General features: G+C 61.2%; 25 protein-coding genes. 16 read left to right on the top strand and 9 right to left on the bottom strand.

Annotation, left to right across the window (positions count from 1 at the left end; translation table 11 throughout):
* Positions 1–30 precede the first annotated feature (30 nt).
* Together MOP44_RS22030 and MOP44_RS22025 are read right to left on the bottom strand one after the other, a co-directional pair.
* The gene (locus MOP44_RS22030) at positions 31–1,431 is read right to left on the bottom strand and encodes an NADP-dependent isocitrate dehydrogenase (RefSeq protein ID WP_260796689.1); all 1,401 of its coding nucleotides are present in this window, start codon (positions 1,429–1,431) and stop codon (positions 31–33) included.
* A gap of 158 nt (positions 1,432–1,589) precedes the next feature.
* Positions 1,590–2,207: a hypothetical protein gene (locus tag MOP44_RS22025; protein ID WP_260792559.1), complete on the bottom strand. Its 618-nt coding sequence runs from the start codon at positions 2,205–2,207 to the stop codon at positions 1,590–1,592.
* 217 nt (positions 2,208–2,424) lie between these two features.
* Between MOP44_RS22025 and MOP44_RS22020 the strand changes: the two genes are divergently transcribed.
* The 4 genes from MOP44_RS22020 (at position 2,425) to tadA (ending at position 5,771) form a co-directional block, all read left to right on the top strand.
* Positions 2,425–2,976, top strand: coding sequence for a pyruvoyl-dependent arginine decarboxylase (locus tag MOP44_RS22020; RefSeq protein ID WP_260792558.1), 552 nt, complete (start codon positions 2,425–2,427; stop codon positions 2,974–2,976).
* Between the two features lie 90 nt (positions 2,977–3,066).
* Positions 3,067–3,978, top strand: a complete 912-nt coding sequence (locus MOP44_RS22015; RefSeq protein ID WP_260792557.1) for a carbon-nitrogen hydrolase — start codon at positions 3,067–3,069, stop codon at positions 3,976–3,978.
* Between the two features lie 145 nt (positions 3,979–4,123).
* Entirely contained in the window at positions 4,124–5,233 is a 1,110-nt protein-coding gene (locus MOP44_RS22010; protein ID WP_260792556.1) for an agmatine deiminase family protein, read from the top strand.
* 85 nt (positions 5,234–5,318) lie between these two features.
* On the top strand, positions 5,319–5,771 hold the full coding sequence (gene tadA, locus MOP44_RS22005) for a tRNA adenosine(34) deaminase TadA (protein ID WP_260792555.1): 453 nt from the start codon (positions 5,319–5,321) through the stop codon (positions 5,769–5,771).
* On the opposite strand, the gene MOP44_RS22000 is transcribed toward tadA, so the two are convergent.
* Positions 5,768–6,253, bottom strand: a complete 486-nt coding sequence (locus MOP44_RS22000; RefSeq protein WP_260792554.1) for a cupin domain-containing protein — start codon at positions 6,251–6,253, stop codon at positions 5,768–5,770. The two genes, tadA and MOP44_RS22000, sit on opposite strands and share 4 nt — an antisense overlap.
* Before the next feature lie 230 nt (positions 6,254–6,483).
* On the opposite strand from MOP44_RS22000, the gene MOP44_RS21995 reads away from it, so the two are divergent.
* A complete protein-coding gene (locus MOP44_RS21995; protein WP_260792553.1) occupies positions 6,484–6,750 on the top strand; it encodes a glutaredoxin family protein in 267 nt (88 codons plus the stop codon).
* 90 nt (positions 6,751–6,840) lie between these two features.
* Entirely contained in the window at positions 6,841–8,151 is a 1,311-nt protein-coding gene (gene purB, locus MOP44_RS21990; RefSeq protein ID WP_260792552.1) for an adenylosuccinate lyase, read from the top strand.
* Positions 8,152–8,166: 15 nt separating this feature from the next.
* On the opposite strand, the gene MOP44_RS21985 is transcribed toward purB, so the two are convergent.
* Positions 8,167–8,598, bottom strand: a complete 432-nt coding sequence (locus tag MOP44_RS21985) for a TA system VapC family ribonuclease toxin (protein WP_260792551.1) — start codon at positions 8,596–8,598, stop codon at positions 8,167–8,169.
* The gene (locus tag MOP44_RS21980) at positions 8,595–8,840 is read right to left on the bottom strand and encodes a hypothetical protein (protein ID WP_260792550.1); all 246 of its coding nucleotides are present in this window, start codon (positions 8,838–8,840) and stop codon (positions 8,595–8,597) included. The genes MOP44_RS21985 and MOP44_RS21980 overlap by 4 nt, the downstream gene beginning before the upstream one ends.
* A 112-nt stretch (positions 8,841–8,952) precedes the next feature.
* Here MOP44_RS21980 and MOP44_RS21975 point away from each other — a divergent pair, with 112 nt between their 5' ends.
* Positions 8,953–9,483: a DUF1579 family protein gene (locus tag MOP44_RS21975; RefSeq protein WP_260792549.1), complete on the top strand. Its 531-nt coding sequence runs from the start codon at positions 8,953–8,955 to the stop codon at positions 9,481–9,483.
* Between the two features lie 30 nt (positions 9,484–9,513).
* On the top strand, positions 9,514–10,104 hold the full coding sequence (locus tag MOP44_RS21970) for a UbiX family flavin prenyltransferase (protein ID WP_260792548.1): 591 nt from the start codon (positions 9,514–9,516) through the stop codon (positions 10,102–10,104).
* A gap of 2 nt (positions 10,105–10,106) precedes the next feature.
* Here MOP44_RS21970 and MOP44_RS21965 read toward each other — a convergent pair whose 3' ends face one another.
* Positions 10,107–12,122: a PP2C family protein-serine/threonine phosphatase gene (locus tag MOP44_RS21965; RefSeq protein WP_260792547.1), complete on the bottom strand. Its 2,016-nt coding sequence runs from the start codon at positions 12,120–12,122 to the stop codon at positions 10,107–10,109.
* A 75-nt stretch (positions 12,123–12,197) separates the two neighbouring features.
* Positions 12,198–13,871: a carboxylesterase/lipase family protein gene (locus MOP44_RS21960; RefSeq protein ID WP_260792546.1), complete on the bottom strand. Its 1,674-nt coding sequence runs from the start codon at positions 13,869–13,871 to the stop codon at positions 12,198–12,200.
* A 567-nt stretch (positions 13,872–14,438) separates the two neighbouring features.
* Here MOP44_RS21960 and MOP44_RS21955 point away from each other — a divergent pair.
* The 3 genes from MOP44_RS21955 to MOP44_RS21945 all read left to right on the top strand — a co-directional run bounded on the left by MOP44_RS21955 (position 14,439) and on the right by MOP44_RS21945 (position 18,794).
* Entirely contained in the window at positions 14,439–15,776 is a 1,338-nt protein-coding gene (locus MOP44_RS21955; protein WP_260792545.1) for a homocysteine synthase, read from the top strand.
* Between the two features lie 5 nt (positions 15,777–15,781).
* Positions 15,782–16,948 carry a homoserine O-acetyltransferase MetX gene (gene metX, locus MOP44_RS21950; RefSeq protein ID WP_260792544.1) on the top strand — a complete coding sequence of 389 codons (1,167 nt, stop codon included), beginning with the start codon at positions 15,782–15,784 and terminating at the stop codon, positions 16,946–16,948.
* Positions 16,949–17,465: 517 nt separating this feature from the next.
* Positions 17,466–18,794 (top strand): hypothetical protein, encoded by a 1,329-nt coding sequence (locus tag MOP44_RS21945; protein ID WP_260792543.1) that lies wholly within the window; start codon positions 17,466–17,468, stop codon positions 18,792–18,794.
* Positions 18,795–18,934: 140 nt separating this feature from the next.
* Here the strand turns inward: MOP44_RS21945 and MOP44_RS21940 are convergent, their stop codons facing one another.
* Both MOP44_RS21940 and MOP44_RS21935 read right to left on the bottom strand, forming a co-directional pair.
* On the bottom strand, positions 18,935–19,732 hold the full coding sequence (locus tag MOP44_RS21940; protein WP_260792542.1) for a TIGR00282 family metallophosphoesterase: 798 nt from the start codon (positions 19,730–19,732) through the stop codon (positions 18,935–18,937).
* A 285-nt stretch (positions 19,733–20,017) separates the two neighbouring features.
* Positions 20,018–21,691, bottom strand: coding sequence for a lysine--tRNA ligase (locus MOP44_RS21935; protein WP_260792541.1), 1,674 nt, complete (start codon positions 21,689–21,691; stop codon positions 20,018–20,020).
* 175 nt (positions 21,692–21,866) lie between these two features.
* Between MOP44_RS21935 and MOP44_RS21930 the strand changes: the two genes are divergently transcribed.
* The 5 genes from MOP44_RS21930 to MOP44_RS21910 all read left to right on the top strand — a co-directional run bounded on the left by MOP44_RS21930 (position 21,867) and on the right by MOP44_RS21910 (position 24,769).
* A complete protein-coding gene (locus tag MOP44_RS21930) occupies positions 21,867–22,619 on the top strand; it encodes an SIMPL domain-containing protein (protein WP_260792540.1) in 753 nt (250 codons plus the stop codon).
* A gap of 177 nt (positions 22,620–22,796) precedes the next feature.
* Positions 22,797–23,084, top strand: coding sequence for an AtpZ/AtpI family protein (locus tag MOP44_RS21925; RefSeq protein ID WP_260792539.1), 288 nt, complete (start codon positions 22,797–22,799; stop codon positions 23,082–23,084).
* Positions 23,085–23,498, top strand: coding sequence for a hypothetical protein (locus tag MOP44_RS21920; RefSeq protein ID WP_260792538.1), 414 nt, complete (start codon positions 23,085–23,087; stop codon positions 23,496–23,498).
* 42 nt (positions 23,499–23,540) lie between these two features.
* Entirely contained in the window at positions 23,541–24,275 is a 735-nt protein-coding gene (gene atpB, locus MOP44_RS21915; protein ID WP_260792537.1) for a F0F1 ATP synthase subunit A, read from the top strand.
* A 188-nt stretch (positions 24,276–24,463) separates the two neighbouring features.
* The gene (locus tag MOP44_RS21910; protein WP_260792536.1) at positions 24,464–24,769 is read left to right on the top strand and encodes an ATP synthase F0 subunit C; all 306 of its coding nucleotides are present in this window, start codon (positions 24,464–24,466) and stop codon (positions 24,767–24,769) included.
* Positions 24,770–24,906: the final 137 nt, after the last annotated feature.

The following is a 24,906-nucleotide window of genomic DNA, read 5'->3' as shown; positions in this document are numbered from 1 at the left end:
AGCTAGTGGCTAGGAGCTAGAGGCTGCCTTTTACATGTTTCCAATGATCCGCGTAGCGAACTCGCTGGTGCCCACCTTCGTGGCGCCCGCGGTCTGCCGCTCGAAATCATAAGTGACAAACTTCTGCTGGATCGTCTTCTCCATCGCGTTCTCAATCATCTTGGCTGCTTCCTTCCAGCCGATGAAGTCGAGCAGCATCACACCGGAGAGGATCACCGACCCTGGATTGATGACGTCCTTATCCGCATACTTCGGCGCCGTTCCGTGCGTAGCCTCGAAGACCGCGTAGCCATCGCCGATGTTCGCGCCCGGAGCTATCCCGAGCCCGCCCACCTGCGCAGCGGCTGCGTCCGAGATGTAGTCGCCATTAAGGTTCGACGTGGCCAGGATCGAGTAGTCGGACGGGCGAATGATGATCTGCTGGAAGATCGAGTCGGCGATGCGATCGTTCACCAGGATCTTCTGCTTCCATGCGCCGTTGCCATGCGTCTTGCCAATGGAGTCGAGCGTCTGCTTGATCTCCGCGTAAAGCGCATCGCGGAAGGCCTGGTTTCCGAACTCGAGGCCCGGCTCGATCAGTGCCGCATTCTCTTCGATGGTGATGTTCGGGTTGGCGTCCACGTTGCCGAGAATCCAGCTCTCGCGTTCGGTCACGCAGTGCTCGCGGAACTCCTCTGTAGCGACCTCGTAGCCCCACTCGCGGAAGGCACCCTCGGTGAACTTCTGAATGTTGCCCTTGTGCACCAGGGTCACGGTCTTGCGGCCGCTCTCGAGCGCGTGCTTGATGGCATAGCGCACCAGGCGCTTCGTGCCGAAGATCGAAATCGGTTTGATGCCAACGCCTGAATCCTCGCGGATGCGCTTCTTGGTGTTGCCCAGCATCTCGGTGTTCAGGAAGCTGATGAGCTTGGCCGCATCCGGCGTGCCCTGCTTGAACTCGACGCCCGAATACACGTCCTCAGTGTTCTCGCGGAAGATGACGATGTCGACCTTCTCAGGATGCTTCACGGGGCTCGGCACGCCCTGGTAGTAGCGCACCGGGCGCACGCAGGAGTAGAGGTCCAGGATCTGGCGCAGCGCCACGTTTAGCGAGCGGATGCCACCGCCCACCGGCGTCGTCAGCGGTCCCTTGATGGAAACGCGCAGGTCGCGCGCCGCATTCACGCTGTCGTCGGGCAGCCAGTTGTTGAACTGGCGATAGGCCTTCTCGCCGGCGTAAATCTCGAACCACTTGATGCTGCGCTTGCCGCCGTAGGCCTTTTCCACGGCTGCGTCGAACACGCGCTGCGAAGCCTTCCAGATGTCGCGGCCCGTGCCGTCGCCTTCAATGAAAGGAATGATGGGATTGTCAGGGATAGTGAACTGGCCGTTCGCGTACTGGATGGGCTGCCCGTCTTTGGGGAGTTCGAGCCCGTTATAGGTGCTTTGCATGTTGTCGGTGGATTCCTTCCGTGGGTTCAAAGGGAAGGCTAACACCTCAAATTTAGGAGTGACAAATTGGGCTTCCGCCTTTGCGGTCGCAAATATCGGGTGCCCCGTCCAAGCTCTGCTTGGGCGGGAGAGTTGTGCCCAGGGGGAATGACTCGGCTTTATCGCGCCTGCGCCTGACCCGCCAAATTATCTCCATCAAACTTTGGAATCCCGAAATGCCCGCGCAGATGCAGCAGATCTATCGGGCTCAAATCTCCGGCCACAGTCACCAGCGTCACCGACTTGGGCGTCTCCGCCAGCACCACCGCGCCGCGCACATTCACGCCATCCATCACCACCCACACATCGGTATTGCCGTTGTGCACAGGACCGCCGTGGCTGGTGCTGGTCACCACGTGCTTCCAGCCGCGCAGATGGTATGCTTCGCGAATCGAAGTGACGGCATTTTCGTCGGGCACGCCCATATCGCCAAACTTCAGCATGTGCACGCTCAGGCCATCAAGGTGACCAATCGCCTGTTTTGTGGGCTCGTCATCCCCGGCCAGCGCTCCCCCTGCGGCGTGCAGCATGTTGCGGTCGAGCGTGAAGCTGTTCTTCACCGCGGCCTGCTGGGCCAGAAACCCAAGCGCCGGCGGAGTCCAGTCAAGCACCACCGGATTCTCACTTTGTACAGCGGATGGCGGAGGGCCCTGGGACCAGGCGGTGAGTGAGAAAGCGACGACGGCTGCGCAGGCGAGGATCCGGTACTTCATATAGACCTGAAACGCTCGCTGCATTCAAATGTTGCGCAGTTTCGCCAATCAAAATTCGACGGTCGCCCGTCACCGCAGGGAGGCCCAGCGGCCAGAATCGGCTCACATTGTGAACGGGAGGATAAATTCGGCGCCGCTGCGGTCCTGTTGCCGGTCTGGATGCGATACACTCAATCGGGAATCTCTCGCAAGAAACGTCATTTTTCGCCTCATGGAGGGTACATAGAAATTGGGAAAGAGCATGGTCCCAAAGAAGTTGTTTTTCACCAAGGGCGTGGGCAAACACAAGGAGCGGTTGACCTCCTTTGAGCTCGCCCTCAGGGATGCGGGCATCGCTAGCCAGAACTTGGTGCGCGTCAGCTCCATCTTTCCGCCGCGCTGCAAAATCATCACGCGCAAGGAAGGCCAGTCTCTTCTCAACCATGGCGAAGTTGTGTTCGCGGTCATCGCGGAGAACTCCACCCGCGAGGCCCACCGTCTCTGCGTGTCGAGCATCGGCGTTGCCATTCCCGCCGACAAGGATACCTACGGCTACCTGAGCGAGCACCACAGCTTCGGCGAGACCGAGGACCAGGCCGGCGAATACGCCGAAGAGCTGGCGGCTGAAATGCTCGCCACCACGCTCGACGTCGACTTCGATCCCGACAAGAGCTGGGACGAGAAGAAGGAGATCTACCGCATCTCCAACAAAATCGTTCGCACCAGCAACATCACGCAGTCGGCCGTGGGCGACAAGCGCGGTCTGTGGACCACTACCATCGCCGCCGCGGTGCTGATCCTCGACGAAGACTAATTCCGCTTCAGGCGGACCAGGCAACGGGCCAATTCCGCCGCAGCGGAGTTGGCCCGAACCGTGTTTAGACCGAAGAACCGAAGGGGCTCAATGGCGAACTCACGCAAATACAAAATCGGCCTGGTGCAGATGAGCATGGGCCCCGATCCGGAAGCGAACCTGGCCACTGCCATTCGCCACGTGCGCGATGCCGCAAAGCGCGGCGCGCAGATCGTGTGTCTGCCGGAGTTGTTCCGCGCGCAGTATTTCTGCCAGCGTGAAGACCTGCGGCTCTTCGATCTCGCCGAGCCGATTCCCGGCCCTTCGACGCAGGCCCTGGGCGAAGTCGCCCGTGAAGAACGCATCTCCATCGTCGCTTCGCTGTTCGAGCGCCGCGCCCCCGGCCTCTATCACAACACCGCCGTGACTCTCGACGCCGAAGGCAAGATCGCCAGCGTGTATCGCAAGATGCACATACCTGACGATCCGCTCTATTACGAGAAGTACTACTTCACGCCCGGCGACCTGGGCTTCCGCGCCGTGGACACGCCGCAGGGCCGCATCGGCACGCTCGTCTGCTGGGACCAGTGGTACCCAGAAGGCGCGCGACTCACAGCCATGCAGGGGGCTGAGGTGCTCTTTTATCCCACGGCCATCGGCTGGCACCCGGCGGAGAAGGAAGAATTCGGCACGGCGCAATATGAAGCCTGGCAGACCATTCAGCGCGCCCATGCCATCGCCAACGGCGTCTACGTTGCAGCGGTAAATCGCGTAGGCCACGAGACCGGCGATGTGCTGGGCAATCGCGTCGAAGGCCCTGGCCTCGAGTTCTGGGGCGGCAGCTTCCTTGCCGATCCATTTGGCCGCATCATCGCCAAGGCGTCACATATGGATGAAGAGATCCTGATTGGCGAAATCGACGTAGCGCTGATGGAGGAAACCCGCCGCAACTGGCCCTTCCTCCGCGACCGCCGTATCGACGCATACGCGCCCATCACCGCGCGCTTCCTCGATCCTCTCTAGATTTGTCATCCTGAGCGAAGCGTAGCGCAGTCGAAGGACCTGCTTTTCGGATCTTAAGTTCCGCCACCAACCCCTCCGTGCCCCATCCTTTCCGCGCCTTTGCGGAAAGGGTGGGAGAGCACTAACCTGAACCAATCAGGAATCCATGAACGAAACCCCAGACCAACTCGGTTACCGCATGCCCGCCGAATGGGAGCGCCACGACGCCACCTGGCTCGCCTGGCCCCACAACCCTGAAGACTGGCCCGGCAAATTCCAGCCCATCCCCTGGGTCTACGCGGAAATCGTCCGCCTGCTCTCCTACCGCGAGACGGTCTACATCGCCGTGCAAAACGCCGCTGAGCAGCGCCGCGCCGAGAACATCCTGACACGCGCACACGCCAACTGCGCCAACGTCGAGTTCCACCAATGGATGACCGACCGCGTGTGGACCCGCGACTCCGGCCCCATCTTCGTGCGCAACGCCGAAGGCCACGTCGCCGTCACCAACTGGAAGTTCAACGCCTGGGCCAAGTATGATGACTGGCACAACGACGATCAGCTCCCCAACCGCGTCGCAGCCCTGCTCGCCCTGCGCCAGTGGGAACCCATAATCGAGGTGAACGGCGAGCGCCGCAAAGTCGTCCTCGAAGGCGGCTCCATCGACACCAACGGGCAGGGAATTCTCCTCACCACGGAAGAGTGCCTCCTGAGCGAAGTGCAGCAGCGCAACCCAGGCGTGAGCCGCGAGCAGCTTGAAGGCGTGCTGCACGACTATCTCGGCATCGACCAGGTCCTCTGGCTCAACCGCGGCATCGCCGGCGACGACACACACGGCCACGTCGACGACATTACGCGCTTCATCGCGCCCGACATCATCATCACAGCCGTAGAGCCCAACACCGACGACCCCAACCACGAACCGCTGGCCGAAAACCTCGATCGCCTGAAAGCCGCCCGCACACCCGACGGCAAGCAGTTCAACATCATCGAACTGCCGATGCCGAAGCCGGTGTTCTTCCGCAAGCAGCGCCTGCCTGCCAGCTATGCCAATTTCTACATCGCCAACGGCCTGGTGCTGATGCCCACCTTCCACGACCCCAGCGACCGCATCGCCCTCGGCATCCTGGCAGAGGCCTTCCCTGATCGCGAGGTCATCGGCATCCACGCCGTCGACCTCGTCTGGGGACTCGGCACACTCCACTGCATGACCCAGCAGCAACCGGCAGATCTCCCTGCTCATCCAGCCGGTGGTGCGGCTTCCGAATCCCGGTAAACTTGTCATTCTGAGGAGCGGAGTGACGAAGAACCTGCTTTGCATCCTCAGCGTTCCACTGAAACTCCATGGAAGCCACTGAATCGTGATCACCGACCTCGAAGCCATGTATGCCGCCCTCGAGCAAGCCGGCCTCGCCGCCGAGGCCGGCGAAGTCCCAATCGGCGCTGTCGCCGTTTACAACGGCGCAATCATCGCCCGCGGCCAGAACCGCGTCATCCGCGACCAGGACCCCACCGCTCACGCCGAAATCGTCGCCCTCCGCGCCGCCGCAACCGCACTCGGCAACTACCGCCTCAACGGTGTCACCCTTTACGTCACCCTGGAGCCCTGCGCGATGTGCGCCGGCGCCATGATCCACGCCCGCATCGACCGCCTCGTCTACGCCGCCATTGACCCCAAGGCGGGCGCCGCCGGCTCCGTGCTCGAAGTCCTCAACCACCCCCGACTCAACCACCAGATGCAGGTAGAGCAGGGAATTCTCGCCGAGGACTCCGCCGAACTCCTCCGCAGCTTCTTCCGCGAGCGGCGCAGCTAGCGCCGAGTCAGCGCCCGGATCCGATCCGCCTGCTCCGGCCACTTCGCCGCCAACTCCGCATGGGACCCACTCACGTAATCGGCATAATCAAACCCCGGCGAAACCGTGCAGCCCAGCAGAGCCACCTTGCCGTCGCCAATCAGCCGCGTGCCCTGCCACACCCCGGCCGGCACCACCACCTGAACCTGCTCTCCGGCAGCCAGATCCTGGCCTAGCCGCACCACCCTCGACTCCCGCGACGGCCACAACTGCAGCATCTCCACCGGATCGCCCAGGTAGAAATGAAACACCTCGTCCGACGAGAGCACGTGCATCTCGCTGAAGGTGCCCGTTTCCAGCAGGTAATAGATCGCGGTCCCGCTGGCCCGTTCCCCCTGCGGAGCCGGGCATCGCACCCTGGAAACCCACGTCTGGCGGAACGATCCGCCCTCGCGAGGGTGCGGTTCCAACTGCAGAAGCTGCTTGATTTCAGTGGCTGTCATGTTCAAATCATCCTAAATCGCTGACTCCATACCAGAATCTGAATCGACGCCAACCCCCGCGGCATCGTAACCTAATGAAAAGGAACAAACTCTTCCGGGCTCAACTTGCAACCAACTGAGTGGGAGCGAGCAGAGCCGGGGAGTGCGTACCAGACCCTTCCGGCAAACCCGTATAGAACCCCTGGGAGACGAGTCGGATGGGCGCAGATGAGCAAGGTGCAATTCCAGCAATGACTGTAACGATGTACACCGCGGCATGGTGCCGTGACTGCCGGGCCGCCAAGCAGTTCCTCGAGACGCACGGCATCGCCTACACCGAGATCAACGTCGACGCCGACCCGGCCGCCTCCGATGAGGTCATTCGCCACGTCGGCAAGCGCGCCATTCCGCAGCTCGTCATCGATGGCGAGTGGTTCCAGCCTTACCGGCCGGGCCGAGGCCTGCTCTACGACGAACTCTACGAGCGCTTCGGAATCGTCCGCAACGGCACTCGGTAAACCTTTTACAATCGAGAGTTGGCCTGTCCGCGGCCTCCGTTCGCAGCAACGGCCGCGCACGGGCATTCGTGTGCACGTGAGGAGAGAGCTTTGATCGATCGTTATACCCGCCCGGCCATGGGCCGCATCTGGACCGAAGAGAACAAGTACCGCTGCTGGCTGCAGGTCGAGTCGGCCGCCAGCGCCGTGCTCGCCGAAGACGGAGTCATTCCCGCCGCCGCTGCTAAGGCCATCGAGGAGAAGGGAAGCTTCTCCGTCGCCCGTATCCAGGAGATCGAAGCCGAAGTCAAGCACGACGTCATCGCCTTCACGACCGCCGTATCGGAGAGCCTCAAGCAGCAGGGCCTCGGCGAGGAGTCGCGCTGGCTGCACTACGGCCTCACCTCCAATGACATTGTCGACACAGCCCAGGCCCTTCAGATCAAGGAAGCCTCGTCGCACATTCGCAATGGCCTTGAAGCGCTGCTTGAAGTCCTGAAGCGCCGCGCCCTCGAATTCAAGCACACCCCCACCATCGGCCGCACCCACGGCATCCACGCCGAGCCCACCACCTTTGGACTCAAGCTGCTCAACTGGTACGCCGAAACGCAGCGCGACCTCGCCCGCTTCGACGCCGCAGCCGAAGACATGCGCGTCGGCAAGCTCTCCGGCGCCGTCGGCACCTTTGGCCATCTCAAGCCCGAGCACGAAGAACGCATCTGCGCCCGACTTGGCCTTCGCCCCGATCCGATCGCCACGCAGGTCATCCAGCGCGACCGCCACGCCGCCTACATCTCGGCGATCGCCATCATTGGCAGCACGCTCGACAAGATCGCCGTCGAAGTCCGCCACCTCCAGCGCACCGAAGTCCGCGAGGCGCAGGAGTACTTCAGCGAAAAGCAGAAGGGCTCCTCGGCCATGCCGCACAAGAAGAACCCCATTACCAGCGAGCAGATCAGCGGCCTCGCCCGCGTCCTTCGCGGCAACGCGCAGGCCGCTTTCGAAAACGTGGCCCTCTGGCACGAGCGCGACATCTCGCACTCCAGCGTCGAGCGCGTCATCTTCCCCGACTCCACCATCCTCACCGACTACCTGCTCGCCAAGACGACAGACCTCATCAACCGCCTGCTCGTCTACCCCGAGCGCATGAAGAAGAACCTTGAGTCTACGGGCGGCCTCATTTTCTCGGGGCAACTGCTGCTCGACCTCGCCGAAGCCGGCATGCTCCGCGAAGACGCCTACCGTCTCGTCCAGTCGCACGCCATGCGCTCCTGGAAAGAAGACCTCATCTTCCGCGACGAAGTAGCGAAGGACGAAAGGATTAAATCGCTCCTGAGTCCCGAAAAGCTGGCGAAGACATTCGACTACACACGCCAACTCGGCAATGTGGATGCGATCTTCAAGAGGGTTCTAGGGGAGTGACGAACGCCTCGAGCCTTAGCTTTCCAGCGGATTGACCCACTTCAGCCCTGGAAACCGCGCAAAATCTCGATCTGTCGTGTAGAGAGTGCCGCCATTTTCCACCGTGAGCGCAGCCAGTTCTGCATCTGTCGCCAATGGGCCGGTCGCTTTCCCCTCCACTAGCATGCGTCGGAAGAAGGCCCAGTGGCGTTCCATTGGAGCGAGCAGATGGACCGCGGGTAGTCCAACCCAATCATCGACGATGGCTGCTGCCTCCTCAGTCGTAAATCGCTCGCCGGGCAGCCGAGTATTGGTCAGGATCCGAACGAAGGCGGAGATGGTTTGCCAGGGAAGGCCGATCGCCTCGGTGCCGGAAAAAACCTCTTCAATCCATCGCCGGGCTTTGGCGTGGTGTGAGGACGAACTGTCGTAGGCGTAAAGCAGCAAGTTCGCGTCGACTACGATCACTTGTGGTCTGGTCCTTCGAGTTGCTCAAGTAGAGCCGAGACGTTGTCGTAGCTCTGTCCCGCGGCCAGGCCCATTGCGCGCGGCCTCACCTTGAAGGCGCGCACGGTCTTTGGCTGCCGTGCGTGGGCGAGCCCAAGGCTGAGAAGCCTGTTTACCACGACTTTGAATGGTTTACCCGAGCGGCGAACTTCCTGCTCCAGGAGCATTGCGATATCATCGTCGATGGAGAGGGTGGTACGCACATCATGATGGTATCTCGGAAGGCATCATGATGTCAAACCGTCGAAATTAGGAATGTCCGCTTTCGGTCCGTGAGTCATGATTGATAACGTTTGTTGAGTAAAGAGGATGTGCATGAGATTCACGGCCGGTGTCTTATTCGCGATTTGCAGTGTGGCTGCTCTCGGACAGCAGCCGTCCATCCAACCCGCAGACGCCTTGAACAAGCTCGCCTTCATGCAGGGCAACTGGATCGGCAAGCAGAACTTCAACACCGACGGCGGCCCCGCCACGGTCGGCGACGCCACCGACCGCATTGAACTCGGCATCGCCGGCAAGTACTTATGCGAGATGCTCTCCACAACCCTGCCCGGCCGCAAGCCCACCGACACACGCCACTTCATCTCCTACGACAAGCAGACCGGCAAATACACCGCGTGGTGGTTCAACGACACCTCCTACCACCCCACGCAATTCTCAGGCGACCTGACCGGCAACAAACTCGTCCTGATGAGCGACGCCTCCGCGCTCGGGCCAGTTCTGCGCGCCACCTATGAAAACCCCACCCCCGACAAGCTAACCTTCCAGGTAGAGATGAAGAACGGCGACAAGTGGACAAGCTTGTTTCTCACGACCTATACGAAGGACGCTGCCCCAGCTCATTGAGCTGAGAGCCTGGAGCTAGGAGCTAGAAGCTTGGAACTCACCTTAGCCATCACCGGCGCCTCCGGCGCAATCTTCGCCCGCGAAGCGCTCCGCGCTCTCGAAGCTGACGACCGCGTTACCCGCGTTCATTTCGTCGCCACCGACAACTCCCTTCGTGTCATTGCTGAGGAACTGGGAGAGAGTGGCCGCACGCAGTGCCTCGAGAAGCTCCTCGGCGCCGCCCCGCGCAAAACCACGCAGCACGCCGACGCCAACATCGGCGCATCCATCGCCAGCGGCAGCCATCCCTCTGACGGCATGATCATCCTGCCTTGCTCCATGGGCACGCTCGCCTCCATCGCTAACGGCCTGGCCGACACCCTCATCGCCCGCGCCGCCGACGTGACCCTAAAAGAACGCCGCCCGCTCATCCTCTGCGTGCGCGAGACGCCGTTCAACCGCATCCATCTGCGCAACATGACGCTTGCGGCCGAAGCTGGCGCAGTCATCTTTCCCGTGATCCCCGCGTTCTACTTCAAGCCAGTCGATTCCACCGAAATGGCGCGCCAGTTCGTCTATCGCGTCCTCGCGCACATCGGCCTGCGCCAGAGCGACGCCTACATCTGGAAGCCCGACGAGTAGCTTTAGTTAGCTGACCGCGTCAGAGTCAGCACGGTAATATCGTCTTCCTGCCCGAACGCCACCGCGGCCTCTGACGCCTTCACCGCATCCGCATCGGACGCGAACAGCTCGTTCAGCCGTTCGAAGCTGAAGATTTCCCCCGAAGGCGAGCGCGCCTCGAGCAGACCGTCCGTATAGAGGCTGCATCGATCGCCAGGATGGAGCCGGATCGTCACTTCCTCGTAGCTCGTCGAAGGATCGATTCCCAGCGGCAGCGCCCCAGGCAAATCAATCTCTTGTCCCTTGATATAGGGCGACGGATGGCCAGCGCTCGCAATCGTGCATCGGCCATCGCCATCGAGTCTCAGCGCCAGGCAGGTCGTGAATCCCCCCTGCAGCCGCCCGTAGAGCCGCCGGCTCAATCCGGCAAGAATCTCTGCCGGACTGGCGGATATTTCCGCCAGCGTGCGCACCGCGCCCACAATCATCGAAACAGCCATGGCCGCGCGCAGTCCTTTGCCGCTCACGTCCCCCAGCACAATCAGCGTCGAACCTGCAGCCGCCCCCTCCAGCGGAATCACCTGGAAGAAGTCGCCGCCAACCTCAAGTGCCGGGTGGTATGCCGCCGACATGGTGAACCCCGGCAGCGTCGGCGGCTTTTCCGGAATCAGCACCTGTTGCAGTTCGCGCGCGCTGGCCAGCTCCTGCTCCAATACTGCCTTGCGCATCTGCTGATCGCGCGCATATCGGTAGACCGCATACACAATCGAGAAGAAGAGCAGCAGATCCAACACGGTTTGGGCGGAGAAGTACGCCGGGCCCAGGTGAAAGAGCGGTCCGGCGAGACGCTGCCCAAGCTTCCAGTGTGTAAACCTCTGTCCCTGTGACACAGTAGCCATGACCACGGCCAACAGCTGCGAGAGCGATGCACTCGCAGCCACGATCCACCGCGCCGAATCCAGCTTCTGCCGAAAACCGAACGCTGCCAGCACCAGCAGAAACAGATCGCACGGCTCCACGATCAGGGTAAAGACTGCATCAATCCACTGGCCGCTCTGTTCGGAGATCCAGCCCGGCGGAACAAAGCTGAGGCACCCATCCAGAAAAGCGGTAATCAGAGCCACAACCGCCAGGATCTTCGCCCATCGCACCAGCCGCGGCCGGCTTCGCAGGTTCAGCAGATCGATCAGCAGGAACCAGAGCGCAACATTCCGCAACTCCCACAGCACTTGCACAGCAAATTGCGTCACATTCGCAGAAACTGGCAGGCGCATCAGGTACACCGACGACCAGACGACAGGGCACAACATGAACACCGACAGCCACACCAGCAACAGGTCTTGCCGCCTTCGCAACCAGAACACCAGCGCGGATACCGCGACCAACACATAGAGCAGATCCAGCGCATTGCTATACATGGAGCTGCGCAGGAAGTTATAGTTCCAGGCACCTATCCACGCCGCAATCGACTCCCGCTCCCCAATCAGCGGCGTCTCGGTCAGGCCTCCCACCTCGCCGGCGGAACTGCTGCCTAGCGGGCTCTTCCAAACTCTTATGGCGAGCGTTCCGTCCGATACATCGGGCAGATCGAAAACCGTCGGCGCGTTCAGCGCCGGCCACGAGGCATGTGGGGGCAGGCGTCCATATCGTCCCGCCAGTCTGCCGTTCCAATAAACCTCGCAGGCATCGGAGATAGACGGCAGCACGAGTTGATAGCTCGGCTCAGACCCTGCCGCCGGCACAATATGCAGATGCAACCGGTACCACGCATATCCGCTATACGCGTAATGCCCCTGCGCACCCCATGGCCGGTCCGGCTGGATCGTCTCCCACCCGTTCTGTCCCGCCGTATCTTCGATCCCGGGTTGCGCCCACTGCAGATCATCGCCAATGTGGAACTGCCACGCGCCATCCAGCGGAGCGGTTCCTTTGCCTAGCCCCTCGATGCTCAGCACACGCGCCGGGGCGGCGCCCAGTGCAAAGGCGTGAACTGCGGCAAAAACTAGAACCACAAAGCAAAGGAGAAGCCGGATGCGCATGTTGCCAGAATTGTACCGGTACTGCACCTACCGCGCATCACGGGCGCCGCCTTCGCTTTATCGCAGAAGCATTCGTCAGCTCTTAGGCTCAGTCAGCTTCAGTTGCTCGGTATCAAGGTTGTCCTTGGCCTCGCACTTGTCGTTGAAGATCATCGTTGTGCGATCGGCCTCGCTGAAGGGCTTCCACTTTGGCAGGCCCTTCACATTCGGATCGCCCGTGCGCGCGAAAGCAATCCACGCGTCGCTCATCTTTTCCGCCAGCGCGCGCGCCGCCTCGCCGTCGCCCGTCATGCGATCGCACCGCGTCGTGTTGTTGAACACAAATGCAATCTCCGAGCAGTGGAACGCCATGGGCCGCCCGTTCAGCACCGGAGTCTGCCACGCAAACTGGTAGCAGTAAGCAGGAGCGGCTTTCTGCGCGGCCTTTTGCTTGCACTGCTCCACCACATTGCGCCTTACGCCCGACGTCGCAATCACGCTCCACAACTGGAACGGATTCGCATTCGGATAGAGCTGCTTATACGACGCGATCACCTGCCCGCCGCGCTCCTTGTACGCATCGGCAGCGCGCTTCTCCAACTCCTCCTTCGTCATCTCGAACGCTTCAGGCCGGCCGATCGCGTTGGTGAACTCATTCAGCGTGCTTCCCGCTAGCAGCGGTACGGACGCTGACAGTGGCGATGCCTGCGGATCAAACGGATGCTGTGCAACAACGCGCCCGTCCATCACCGGATACCAACCCGGCCGCTCTGACATGCTGCGAAAATTGACCACCCCCGTCAACCGCGGCGCCCTCGTAACCTTCACCGCCGCAGCTTCCAGATCCGCAATAGGAATCTCGTGCAGCTTCTCCACGGAACCCTTATCCAGGTTCAGCTCCTTCAGCAGCGCGGCAGCAGTAGCGCGCGAAACCTCTTCGTTCCCCACGCGAAGTGTTGATCCGCTCTCCACAATCGCGCGATGAAACAGCCCCTTCGCCGCAGGCATCGCCATCAAAGTCGAGACCTTGCCACCCCCACCCGACTGCCCGAAAATCAACACGGTCCCGGGATCGCCGCCGAAGTTCCCGATGTTGTCGCGAACCCACTCCAGCGCGGCGACAATGTCCAGCATCCCCACATTCGCGGAGTCGGCGTACTGCGATCCGTACTCCGTCAGATTCAGATAGCCGAACACGTTCAGCCGATGATTGATGCTGACCACCACCACGTCCCCGCGGCGGCTCAGGTTCTCGCCGTCGTACGAAGGCAGCTCCTGTCCCGATCCCGCGGTGTATCCGCCGCCGTGCAGCCACACCATCACTGGCCGCTTGCGGTGGTCCAGCCCCGGTGACCACACGTTCACGCGCAGGCAGTCCTCGCCCGGCTGGCCGTCATCCCAATTGAACAGCCATGCTTCCTCGTCATTCGCCCAGCCTGTGCGTGCGGGCTGCGGGCACACCTGCCCATAGGTGAGGGAACTGCGCACTGCCGTCCAGGGCTTCGGCTTCTGCGGCGGCATAAACCGCGCAGCGCCAGCCGTCGTCGCCGCATACGGAATTCCTTTGAACGTGAAGATGCCGTTGCGTGAGGAGCCGCGTACCTTGCCCGATGCGGTTTCAACAACGGCGTAATCGGCATTTGCTACAACCCGGTCGCCGGTGGCCGGCGCGGCTGCGGGATAGTCGGCAAGGGCATGGCCCGCGCGAGGCAGCGCCCCGGCGGCAGCGGCAAGGGCAGAATTGGTGAGAAGACTACGGCGAGACAGCATTCAATCCTCCACTGGTCTTGGAACGGAAACCATACTACTCGGACCAATCGGAATACGACCTATTGAAGTGCAAACGAAGCAGTGAATTTCGCGCACCCGCTCTGCTGTCACAGCTGCTTTTGCCTTTGCTTTTCTTGCTGTCATTCCCGAAGGGAATCTGCTGTTCCCGCCCCACAAATTTGTCAATCTGAGCCGAAGGCGAAGAACCCGCTTTTCCCCTGGGTGCCCCCGGTCCCTCGCCTTTGGGGACCGGGGAGTGAAGCAACTGCCCATTTGACACGCTGACAGGCGCACCCTGATACTCAAAGGCGATGCGAACCAACAGCAATCACGCGCGGGAGGCCATGGCCATGGCCATGTGTATGTGCATGAGCGGCGGACCCGTCCGTGCGGCTGAGACCCGAATGCGGTAACGCAGACGATCTTGAGCAAGCGGCCCGGGTCCGATAGGATTCGGGCCGAGTTGTTTGCGCCCAAATCCCCAACGCGAGCACCCATACCGAGATCCGGCGCCGTGGCTTCCCCCTATGAACCCACGCCCAACCACTGATTGAAGGAGCGAGAAGAATGCCTGAGGAAAAAAAGCAACAGCTTGCCACCCTTGCCGTGCATGCCGGACAAACCCCCGATCCTGCCACCGGGTCCCGCGCGGTGCCCATCTATCAGACCACGTCCTACCTGTTCCAGGATGCCGATCACGCCGGCCGCCTCTTCGCCCTTCAGGAATTCGGCAACATCTACACCCGCATCATGAACCCCACCACCGATGTGTTCGAGAAGCGCGTGGCCGCCCTCGAAGGCGGCGCGGCTGGGCTTGCGGTTGCGTCGGGGCAGGCGGCCGAGACGCTCACCATCACAACGCTCGCCGCAGGTGGCGACGAAATCATCTCCACCACCTCGCTCTACGGCGGCACCTACAACCTCTTCCACTACACGCTGCCGCGCCTCGGAATCAACGTCAAGTTCGTCGACTCCGATGACTTCGACGGCCTGCGCGCCGCCATCAGCGACAAAACGCGCGCGGTCTATGCCGAAACCCTCGGCAACCCCAAACTCGACGTGACCGACATCGCGAAGCTGGCTGAGATCGCCCACGAGAACGGTCTGCCCCTGATCATCGACAACACCGCCACTTCCGCGGCACTTCTGCGCCCCATCGAGCATGGCGCGGACATCGTGATCAACTCGGCGACAAAGTTCCTGGGCGGCCACGGCAACAGCATTGGCGGCGTCATCGTCGATGCCGGCAAGTTCGACTGGAAGGCGTCAGGCCGATTCAAGGAGTTTGTCGAGCCCGATCCGTCGTATCACGGTCTTTCCTACTGGGACACCTTCGGCCCCCTCTCGTTCATCCTCAAGGCCCGCATCCAGGGCCTGCGTGACACCGGTGCGGCACTCTCGCCGTTCAATGCCTTCCTCATCCTTCAAGGCATCGAGACCCTGCACCTGCGCATGGAACGGCACTCGCAGAACGCACTCGCGGTTGCGCGCCATCTTGAAGCGCATCCGGGCGTGGAGTGGGTACGCTATCCCGGTCTCGAGTCGAGCAAGTGGCACCAGCGTGCGAAGACCTATCTGCCCAATGGCCAGGGAGCGCTGCTTACCTTCGGCATCAAGGGCGGCTACGAAGCAGGGAAGAAGTTCATCAACTCACTCGAGCTCTTCTCCCTGGTGGCCAACATCGGCGACGCCAAGTCTCTCGTCATCCACCCGGCATCCACCACCCACCAGCAGCTATCCGACGAAGAACAGCGCGCTGCCGGAGTAACCCCAGAACTGGTGCGGCTTTCCATCGGCATTGAAGATATCCGCGACATCCTCGGCGATATCGATCAGGCCATTGAAGCTGCCAACGGAACCGCCTTCGAAGGTGAGACAGCGGCGGCGGGTCATAAGGCACAATGACAGTAATGTCCCAGGGCCAGAAAACCGCCGAAGAGGCGGGCAGCGCGCAGGCCGCGGCCGACACACCAGCCGAGCCGAAACCATCGCGCCCCGCCCCTCCCACTCCGACCTACGAAGGCGACTTCGTGATCGACGAGCACTTCATGCTCGAGTGCGGACGCACGCTCTCTGGCCTTACGCTGCACTACGCGGTGTACGGCCGACTGAACGCCGCGCGCGACAATGCGGTTCTGGTCTGCCATGCGCTCTCGGGGTCGGCGCTGGTGCACCAGTGGTGGCCTGAGGTCTTCGCGCCCGGCGCAGTGTTGTCCCTCGATCACGACTTCGTTATATGTATCAACCTGCTCGGGTCGTGTTATGGCTCGACAGGTCCTCTCTCCGTCAATCCTGAAACCGGCTCCCTCTACGGCCCCGAATTTCCCCTCATCTCCATCGCCGACAACGTCCGCGCCCAATCCCGCCTCCTCGATTCCTTAGGTGTCCGCCGTCTACGCCTGGTTATGGGCGGTTCCATGGGTGGAATGCAGGCTCTCGAGTGGACCGCTCTCTTTCCCGACCGCGTAGAGCGCGCCGTCGTCATCGGCGTGGCGCCGCTCGGAGCCATGGGAATTGCGCTGAATCACCTTCAGCGGCAGGCCATCCTGCGCGACCCCGAGTGGGTGGAAGGGAACTACCTTCCCCAGAAGCCACCCACCCGCGGACTCTCGCTGGCCCGCCAGATCGCCATGCTCAGTTACAAGTCCGCGCCGCTGTTCAACGAGCGTTTCGCCCGCAACCCCAACCGCAACGGCGAAGACCCCTGGGGCCTCGACGACTGCGGCGGCGGTCTCATCGGCGGACGCTTTGACATCGCGGGCTATCTCGACGAGCAGGGACGCCGCTTCGTCGATCGCTTCGACGCCAACTCCTATCTCGCCATCCTCCGCACCATGGACACCTGGGACCCGCTGCGCGGCGGCCGGTCTGCCCATGAGATCTTCGGCCAGATCAAAGCCCGCCTCACCTTCATCGGCATCAGTTCTGACACGCTCTTTCCGCCCGATTCGGTCAGGGAATTCGCCGAAACCATCCGCGCCGCCGGCGTCCACGCCGAGTACCGCGAAATGGTCAGCGACCACGGCCACGACGCCTTTCTAGCCGAACAGACGGAACTACTTCGGCTGCTCCAATAGAAAGCCACACAAACAATTCGCTGTGCGACTCATCCAAACGGATGGGAACTGTTGTTGCTCCCTTGGTGTCTAAGCCAGTATGCTCGGCGAAGATTGGCCTGGTGATGCAAAGCCAAGGGGGCAGTCGGGGGTACAGTTCGCAAAACATGTCAGCCAGCCAGGACCTCTGCGAAATGATTGGCCTGTGTTCTGCGAACGATTCGGTATGAAGAACTCTGGAACGAACGAGTGGTTCCGGACCATTGTGGTTAGCGGCGAGCCCTCCCCGGCACCGTCGCACGGGACCGGCGGCGCTGCCATCGGCGGAGCCGGACTGCGGCCAAATCTCTCTTATCCTTCACGTTCCCTTGTCAGACCCGGCAGGCCTTTCTATAATCCTTCCAACAACGCATCGGGAGCCGTGGTAACGCTTTCCTCACAATCGCGGGCAGACAACCGCAATACTCTGAACGGTTGCTTGTCAGCAGGCGAGTGCTTGAAGACCGATTTCCATCTTGAATTTTCCCAGGAGCACTAAATGAAGAAGTTAGTCATTGCGTCGGTGATGGCGCTTGCGAGCCTCAGCCTCGCACCGGCGCCCAAGGTTTATGCCCAGGACATTTCCATCAAGGATCCAGCTGAATACAACGCTTTCCAGATGTTCAGCTCGCAAAACGATCCCAAACAGAAAGTCGCTGCGGGTGAGAGCTTTCTGAAACAGTATCCGCAGAGCCAAGTCAAAAACCTGGTGCTCGACCAGATGATCGACGCCAGCCAGGCGGCCCAGGATCAGGCCTCCGTGGTCAAGTATGCAGGAGAGCTGCTTCAGGTTGATCCCAATAACCTGAAGGCTATCCTCTACTCGGTCGTGATCAAGAAGCAGCAGTGCAGCGCGGCCAACGGCTCTGACCAGGCCACATGCGATGATGCGGCTGCCATGGCGCAGAAGGGGCTCGCCCTCCAGAAGCCCGCCGCGATGGCGCAGCCAGAATGGGACAAGCTGACCCACGCCGCGTTCCCCATCTTCCACTCGGCAATCGCTCTCGACGACACCGTCAAGAAGGACTCCAAGGCTGCCCAGCAGGAGTACACCACCGAGTTGAAGTCCTATTCCGAGGACGAAGCAAAGTCCACCGGCCTCAATGACACCCTGTTGCTCGCCCAGGCCTATGCCCAGCCCGGCTCCTCGCAGGACCTGAAGCAAGCCATCTGGTTCTTCGCGCGCGTCTGGGCCCTCGCCCCGGCACAGTACAAGGCGCAGATCGAGCCCAAGCTCGAGTATTACTACAAGAAGTACCACGGTGGCCTCGACGGCCTCGATGAGATCAAGGCTAAGGCTGCGACCTCCGTATTCCCGACCGCGGACTACAATCCGCCTCCGGCCAAGAGCCCGCAGGAGCAGATCCACGATCTGATCGCCTCCACTCCGAACCTCGACACCCTCGCTCTCTCCGATAAGGAAACCATCCTCGGCGTGGGCTCCAAGGAAGACGCCGACAAGATGTGGGCAGTCCTCCAGGGCAAGCAGACCCAGGTTCCCGGCATCGTGATCTCCGCAACCGCCGACCAGGTTCAGGTCGCTGTCACGGAAGACGCCAAGGCTTCCAAGCAGGCCGACTTCATCGTCAACCTGAAGAAGCCCCTGACCGAAGCCGAACAGAAGATCGTTCAGCCTGGTTTCGAGTTCAAGTCAGCTCCGGATGCGATGCTGGTGGGCACCTACGACACCTACAAGCAACTCCCCGCCACTGACACCACCTCTGCCTCGGCGCAGGTCGTGCTGAAGGACGGCGAGTTCGTTCCCGCGGAGAAGAAGAAGGCTACGCCGGCTCACCATGCTCCCGCGGCACGCCGCCCCCGCCACTAAACGCAATTCAGTCTGGCGGCCACCAGCCGCCAGATTCAACTACCTGGGAAAAAACTAAGGGCAGCCCCTAACGGGCTGCCCTTTTCCTGTGCCTCAGTTTTATCTGTTCCCTGATCCCTGGTGCCTGTTCACTGTCTTTATCATTCCCCCAGCATGATGCGCCGAATAGAGCTCGCGCGCCCGGTTCTCTCATCGCACTCAATCAGCGCCGCGCACATCTTCGGATTTCCCTTCGCCGCCTCGAACTTCCCCGGCATCCCCGTCCGAAACCGGTGCAGCACCATGTCCGTCTCAACCCCGATCACGCTGTCGTACGGCCCGCTCATCCCCACATCCGTCTGGTAAGCCGTGCCCTTGTGCAGAATCCGCTCATCCGCCGTCGGAATATGCGTGTGCGTGCCCAGAACCGCCGTCACCCGCCCGTCCAGATGCCAGCCCATTGCGACCTTCTCGCTGGTAGCCTCCGCGTGAAAGTCGATCACGATCACCTTGGCCGACACACCCTCCAGCACCTTGTCGATCGCGCGAAACGGATCCTCCGTTCCCCCCATGAACACCTTGCCCATCAGGTTCACAACCGCGTAAGGGACCCCACCGGCAGTCACACCCGCGAACACGCCATGCCCGGGCACCCCGGGATAGTAGTTCACCGGCCGCAACACCCTCCGCGGATTCTCCTGACTGTCGGCCGGAACCGAGTTCAAATACTCGATCAGTTCCTTCTTGTCCCAGACGTGATTGCCCGTCGTCAGCACATCCGCGCCTAGCTCGAACATATCTTCGGCGATGCCCGGCGTCACGCCGAACCCGCCCGCGGCATTCTCCGCATTGATGATCGTCAAATCAACGCCGTAGTTTTCGCGCACGTGTCCCAGGTGCTCCGAGACAATTCGTCGCCCCGCGCTCCCGAAAATATCGCCAACAAAAAGTATGTTCAAAAAACGGCTCCTCGCTCCTGGCATTCTTCGCGGTGTCATCCCGAGAGTCCGCGCGCCTTCTTCAGCGGACCGAGGGACCTGCAGTTGTTTTTAGGCTCCCTTTCCAGCCGATTTTTCACGCCAGTCCACGATATATCTCCTCACGCGCTTCAACGTCTCCGCCGGCTGCGTCATCGTACCCAAACTGGATCTTGCATGATGGACAGATCTCGAGAGAACTTAGCCCTTGCGGACTCCAAGGCTCTTCTTCCAGATCCGGATATCCACATGCAGGACAAACAAAGCTCAAGGTTGCACCTGGGAAGGCACAGAACCATCGTGGCCTTCTTCCTCTGTGCCTTTGTCCCTTTGTCCCTCTGTCCCCGTCTTTCTCATGAGCGGAAACAGGATCACATCCCGAATCGACCTCGATCCCGTCAGCAGCATCGTCAGCCGATCGATCCCGATCCCTTCGCCACCCGTCGGCGGCAGCCCATACGCCAGCGCCCGCACATAATCCTCGTCCATCTGGTGCGCCTCATCATCGCCACGGCCACGCTCTTCCAACTGCTGCTCAAACCGCTTGTGCTGCTCCACCGGATCGTTCAGCTCGCTGAAGGCATTGCCCACTTCGAACCCGCCAATGAAGAACTCGAACCGCTCCACCCATTCCGGATCCTCGGGCTTCTGCTTCGACAGCGGCGACACCACAGTGGGGAAGTCGTAGATGATCGTCGGCTGCACCAGGAACGGCTCTACAACCGCCTCAAATACGTTGTAGATGGTCTTGCCCAGCGGCGCGGCCTTCGTCGTCGACTCGAAATACACATGCCCCAGCGCTTCGCGAATCGTCTTCAAAATCGCGCGGCGTTCCTCAGTCGCGCCCTCATCGTGGCGCGATTCTTCCAGCGAATTCAGCGCCGCATAAATCCGCGCCTGCAACACCTCCGGCGACTCGAACGCGCTCATCGCCGGCTTGGCGCCTGCCTCGCTCGGCCAGAAGTGCACAATCGCCTCGCGCATATTGAAGCGTTGCCACTTCGCCAGGTCGATCGTGTTCCCGTTGAACTCCGTGATCGTCGTCCCGTTCACTTCCTGCGCCACGTACGTGATAAGTTCTTCCGTCAACTGCATCAGGTCGTGATAGTTCGCGTACGCCTGGTAGAACTCCAGCATTGTGAACTCGGGATTGTGCTGCGTGCTGATGCCCTCATTTCTGAAGTTGCGATTGATCTCGTACACGCGGTCCAGCCCGCCTACGGTCAGCCGCTTCAGATAAAGCTCCGGCGCGATCCGCAGAAACAGATCCATATCCAGTGTGTTGTGATGCGTCTTGAAGGGCCGTGCCGCCGCGCCGCCGGCAATCGGCTGCATCATCGGCGTCTCGACTTCCAGATACCCGCGCTCATCGAAAAACTTGCGAATCGACCGCAGCACTTTGGCTCGCTTCACAAACACGTCACGGCTCTCGACATTCGTGAACAGATCCACATACCGCTGCCGGTACCGGATCTCCACATCCGTCAACCCGTGGAACTTCTCCGGCAAGCTCAGCATCGCCTTCGCCAGAAATGTCAGGCGCTCCACATGAATCGTCAACTCGCCCGTGCGCGTCCGGAACAGATACCCCGACACGCCGATATGATCGCCCAGATCCAGCAGCTTATACAGCGCGAATCCGTCCTCACCCACCGCGTCGAGACGAACATAAATCTGCAGTCGCTGGCCCTCCTGCTGCAGCGTGGCAAATCCCGCCTTGCCCTGCGCGCGAATCGCCATGATGCGCCCGGCAATCGCAACCGTCGTGCGCCGCGACTCCAACTCCTCCGCCGTCGCCTCGCCCCACTTCTCCCGGATCGCAGGAACGGTATGCGAGAAAGGGAACTGGTTGGGATATGCCGTCTGGCCTAGCTTTTCAATGTCCTGGAGCTTCTGCCTGCGCAGCTCAAAAAGATTGCGCTCAAATTCCGATTCGAACACGGGAAATCCTTCTTCTTTTCTGAGGTCCAACGCCCAGTATATCGGCTTAAGTGTATACAGTCTGGACTACCATCTAGCCCAAGAGCGCATATTCGCCGGCTTGCTTCTAACGGTCAGCATACCGGCTTTGTAGTCTCGCTACGTTTCCGCAAAAATCCATCCGCAGGGGGAATCGATGCGTTGCGCAATCCCATCTTTCCTGGCAGTCGCGGTATCAGTTTCAGCCGCGTCATCGCTCATTGCTCAGTGCAACCAGAACTGCCCGGAACGGCGCACCGTTTCGGTCAATGGCTCCGCTTCCGTAACGGCCGATGCTGACTTGGCCATCGTCCGCGTGGGTTACAAGCTGTATGGACCCGATGCCAAAGCGGCATACTCCACCGCGACCGCAACCTCCAATGCGATCATGCAGGCTCTGATTGCGTCCGGCGTGAAGAAGAACGCCATCGAAAGCACCAGCCAGGTCCTCCAGCATACCCAGCAATACGAAACTCAGCAGTACCCGATTAACAGCCCTGAGCGCGTCCAGCACGAGTTCACGGCCCTTCAGAATTGGACCGTACGCGTGAAGCCCGATGACGCCGCCAACGTCTTGAACACCGCTATCAATGCGGGCGCCAACGAGAGCGGCTGGATCGAGTGGATAGTCGAGCACCCTGAATCTCTCCAGGCTGAGGCCGCGGCTAGGGCTGAAGGGGACGCGCACGCCACCGCTGAGCGCATTGCGCAGATGTCGGGCGTTCGCCTGGGTCGGATTGTCAGCGTCACCGAAAATCAGGGGTCCGGGTCGGCGATGGACAGCATCGGCGCCCTGTCCGGCCCCGTGGTTATGGCTCTGAATTCCGCCCCGGGCAGCCAGCCGCTGGCAGTTAATTCGCGTCAGGTGACGTTCCACTGCCTCGTGTATGCCGTCTTCGAGATCGAGTGATTCGCGGCGGTGCACCCCATCCATGCGACGTATTTGTTTTTTGTCGCAGGGGGGAAGAGCCCAAACCTCGGCGCGCCGGGTACCCCAGGTCCCTCGCCTTTGGGGACCGAGGTAGGACCTCAGCGCGGCGAAGCCCCAGTTGGCCGCACCGCAGGTGCCCGTGTATAACCACGAAGGATGCCCTACAACAATCCCATCCCGGACGACCGCAAGCCGAAGCGTGACTCCGGCGGTCTTGCCACCCTTGTCCAGGCCGAGCGCCTCATGCAGATCGCCATCCTCCTGCCCTCGGCGGCGTTCATCGGATGGCTCATCGGCGCCTGGCTCGACAAGAAGCTAGGGCAGTCCTGGATCGGCATCGCCGGCATCGTCTTCGGCGGAATCTCCGGCCTGGTCTACGTCATCCGCCTCGTGATGACCACCGGAACGGGCGATAAGAACGGAAAGGGAAGTAGCAGTAGTTAGATGACAGAACAGACCCACCCCATCGCGGGCCTCACCGATGCCGCGCTCGAAACCATGCTCAAGCGGGCCTTCCGCATGACCCTGATCCTGGGGCTCATCGCAGCCATTATCCTCTGGATCGCTTCCAGTTGGCGCGACGCTGGAATGCTGGCCGTCGGAGCTGTCATTTCCGCCTTCAGCATCCTCGAGTGGCAGCGCCTCATCAAGCTCTTCAACGCCAAGCTCGACAAGCAGCAGACACCCCGCGGCGCAGTCCTGGTTACATCCCTGTTTCTTCTGCGCATTGTGATCTTTGCGGCGGTTATTTATGGTAGCCTGAAATGTCTCCGTGGGTCGGCAATTTCGCTGCTCTGCGGCCTCGCCCTGGCCCTGTTTGCCATGGGATGGGAAGCCCTCCGGCTTCTTCGTGACTAGAAGAACTCAATCTCAGCGGCTGCACACAATTTAGGAAGTCCGATGCACGAATCGTACTGGATTACAAATCTGCTGAATGCTCTCTTTGCGGGCCCCGTAGATGCCCTGTTGAACCTCGTCGGCGTCCATGTCGCCGACCCGGCTCATCCCATCAACGACACCTTCGCCCTCGAATTCTTGATTGCCTTCGCTCTCATCGTCTTGTTCGCGATCGTGCGCATGAGGCTGTCGGTCGAAAACCCCGGCGCCATGCAGCAGGTTGCCGAAATGGTCCACGAGTTCACCGGCGAGTCGGCCGAGCAGATCATCGGCCACGGCTACCAGCGTTTCCAGGCCTTCACCACCTGCGTCTTCGTGTTCATCATCATCATGAACCTGACGGGCCTGATTCCGGGCATCGTCACGCCCACCAGCGCGCCGGTCGTGCCGCTGGGAATCGCCATCTGCACCTTCATCTACTACCACTTCTACGGGTTCAAGGAGCAGGGCTTCCTCGGCTACATGAAGCACTTTGCCGGCCCCATCTGGTGGATCTCCTGGCTCTTGTTCCCGATTGAGATCATTTCGCACTGCGCGCGCGTGATGTCGCTCACCATCCGTCTTTACGCGAACATGTTCGCCAGCGATCTGGTCACGCTCGTGTTCTTCTCGCTCGTGCCGGTAGCCATTCCGGCGGTGTTCCTCGGCCTGCACGCCTTCGTCTCGCTCATCCAGGCCTACGTGTTCATGCTGCTCTCAATGATCTATCTTAGCGAAGCTGTAGCGCACGAGCACTAAAGTCCGGCCGTCAGCCTGTAGTTCACAGCCTTTAGCTCCAGGCTGTTGGCTGCGGGCTCCCGGCTCAAGGTTTCTGCCGGAGAGCGCTTCCGCTCCGGATACACAGATCGGCCGCAAGCGTGAGGGGGTCAGCACGGTGAACCTCAACCACCCACTGGCGGCCAATTCATAGGGAAGCTGGAGAACCAATGAAGAAGCTTCAGTATCTGTTCATGACGCTGGCGGTGCTCTGCTTCGCCGTCCCTGTCTTCGCTCAGGCGGGCGGCGCCACTGCCCCCGTCAATCTGGTGCCGATCGGCGCCGGCATCGGCATGGCCATCGCGGCCGGCCTCTGCGGACTCGGCCAGGGCCGCGCCACCGGCTCCGCCTGCGAAGCCCTTGCCCGCAACCCCGGAGCGCGCGCAGGCATTCAGCTCCTGCTCGTCCTCGGCCTCGCCTTCATGGAGTCGCTGACCCTCTTCACTCTGGTCATCGTCTTCGCCAAGGTCAAGTAAGCAAACCCGCCTCACTCCACATCAAAACAGCCTCGCCTCTCTGGCGGGGTTGTTTCGTTTGAAGGGCACAGTCGCAACGCGCTGTAGGCGCAGGGTTTGTTAGCCCCGCGCTTCAGCGTGGGGTAGGCGGTATTCAG

Origin of the sequence: Occallatibacter riparius (assembly GCF_025264625.1) — a bacterium.
GTDB lineage: Bacteria > Acidobacteriota > Terriglobia > Terriglobales > Acidobacteriaceae > Telmatobacter > Telmatobacter riparius.
This window is presented reverse-complemented; position numbering and strand designations above follow the sequence as displayed.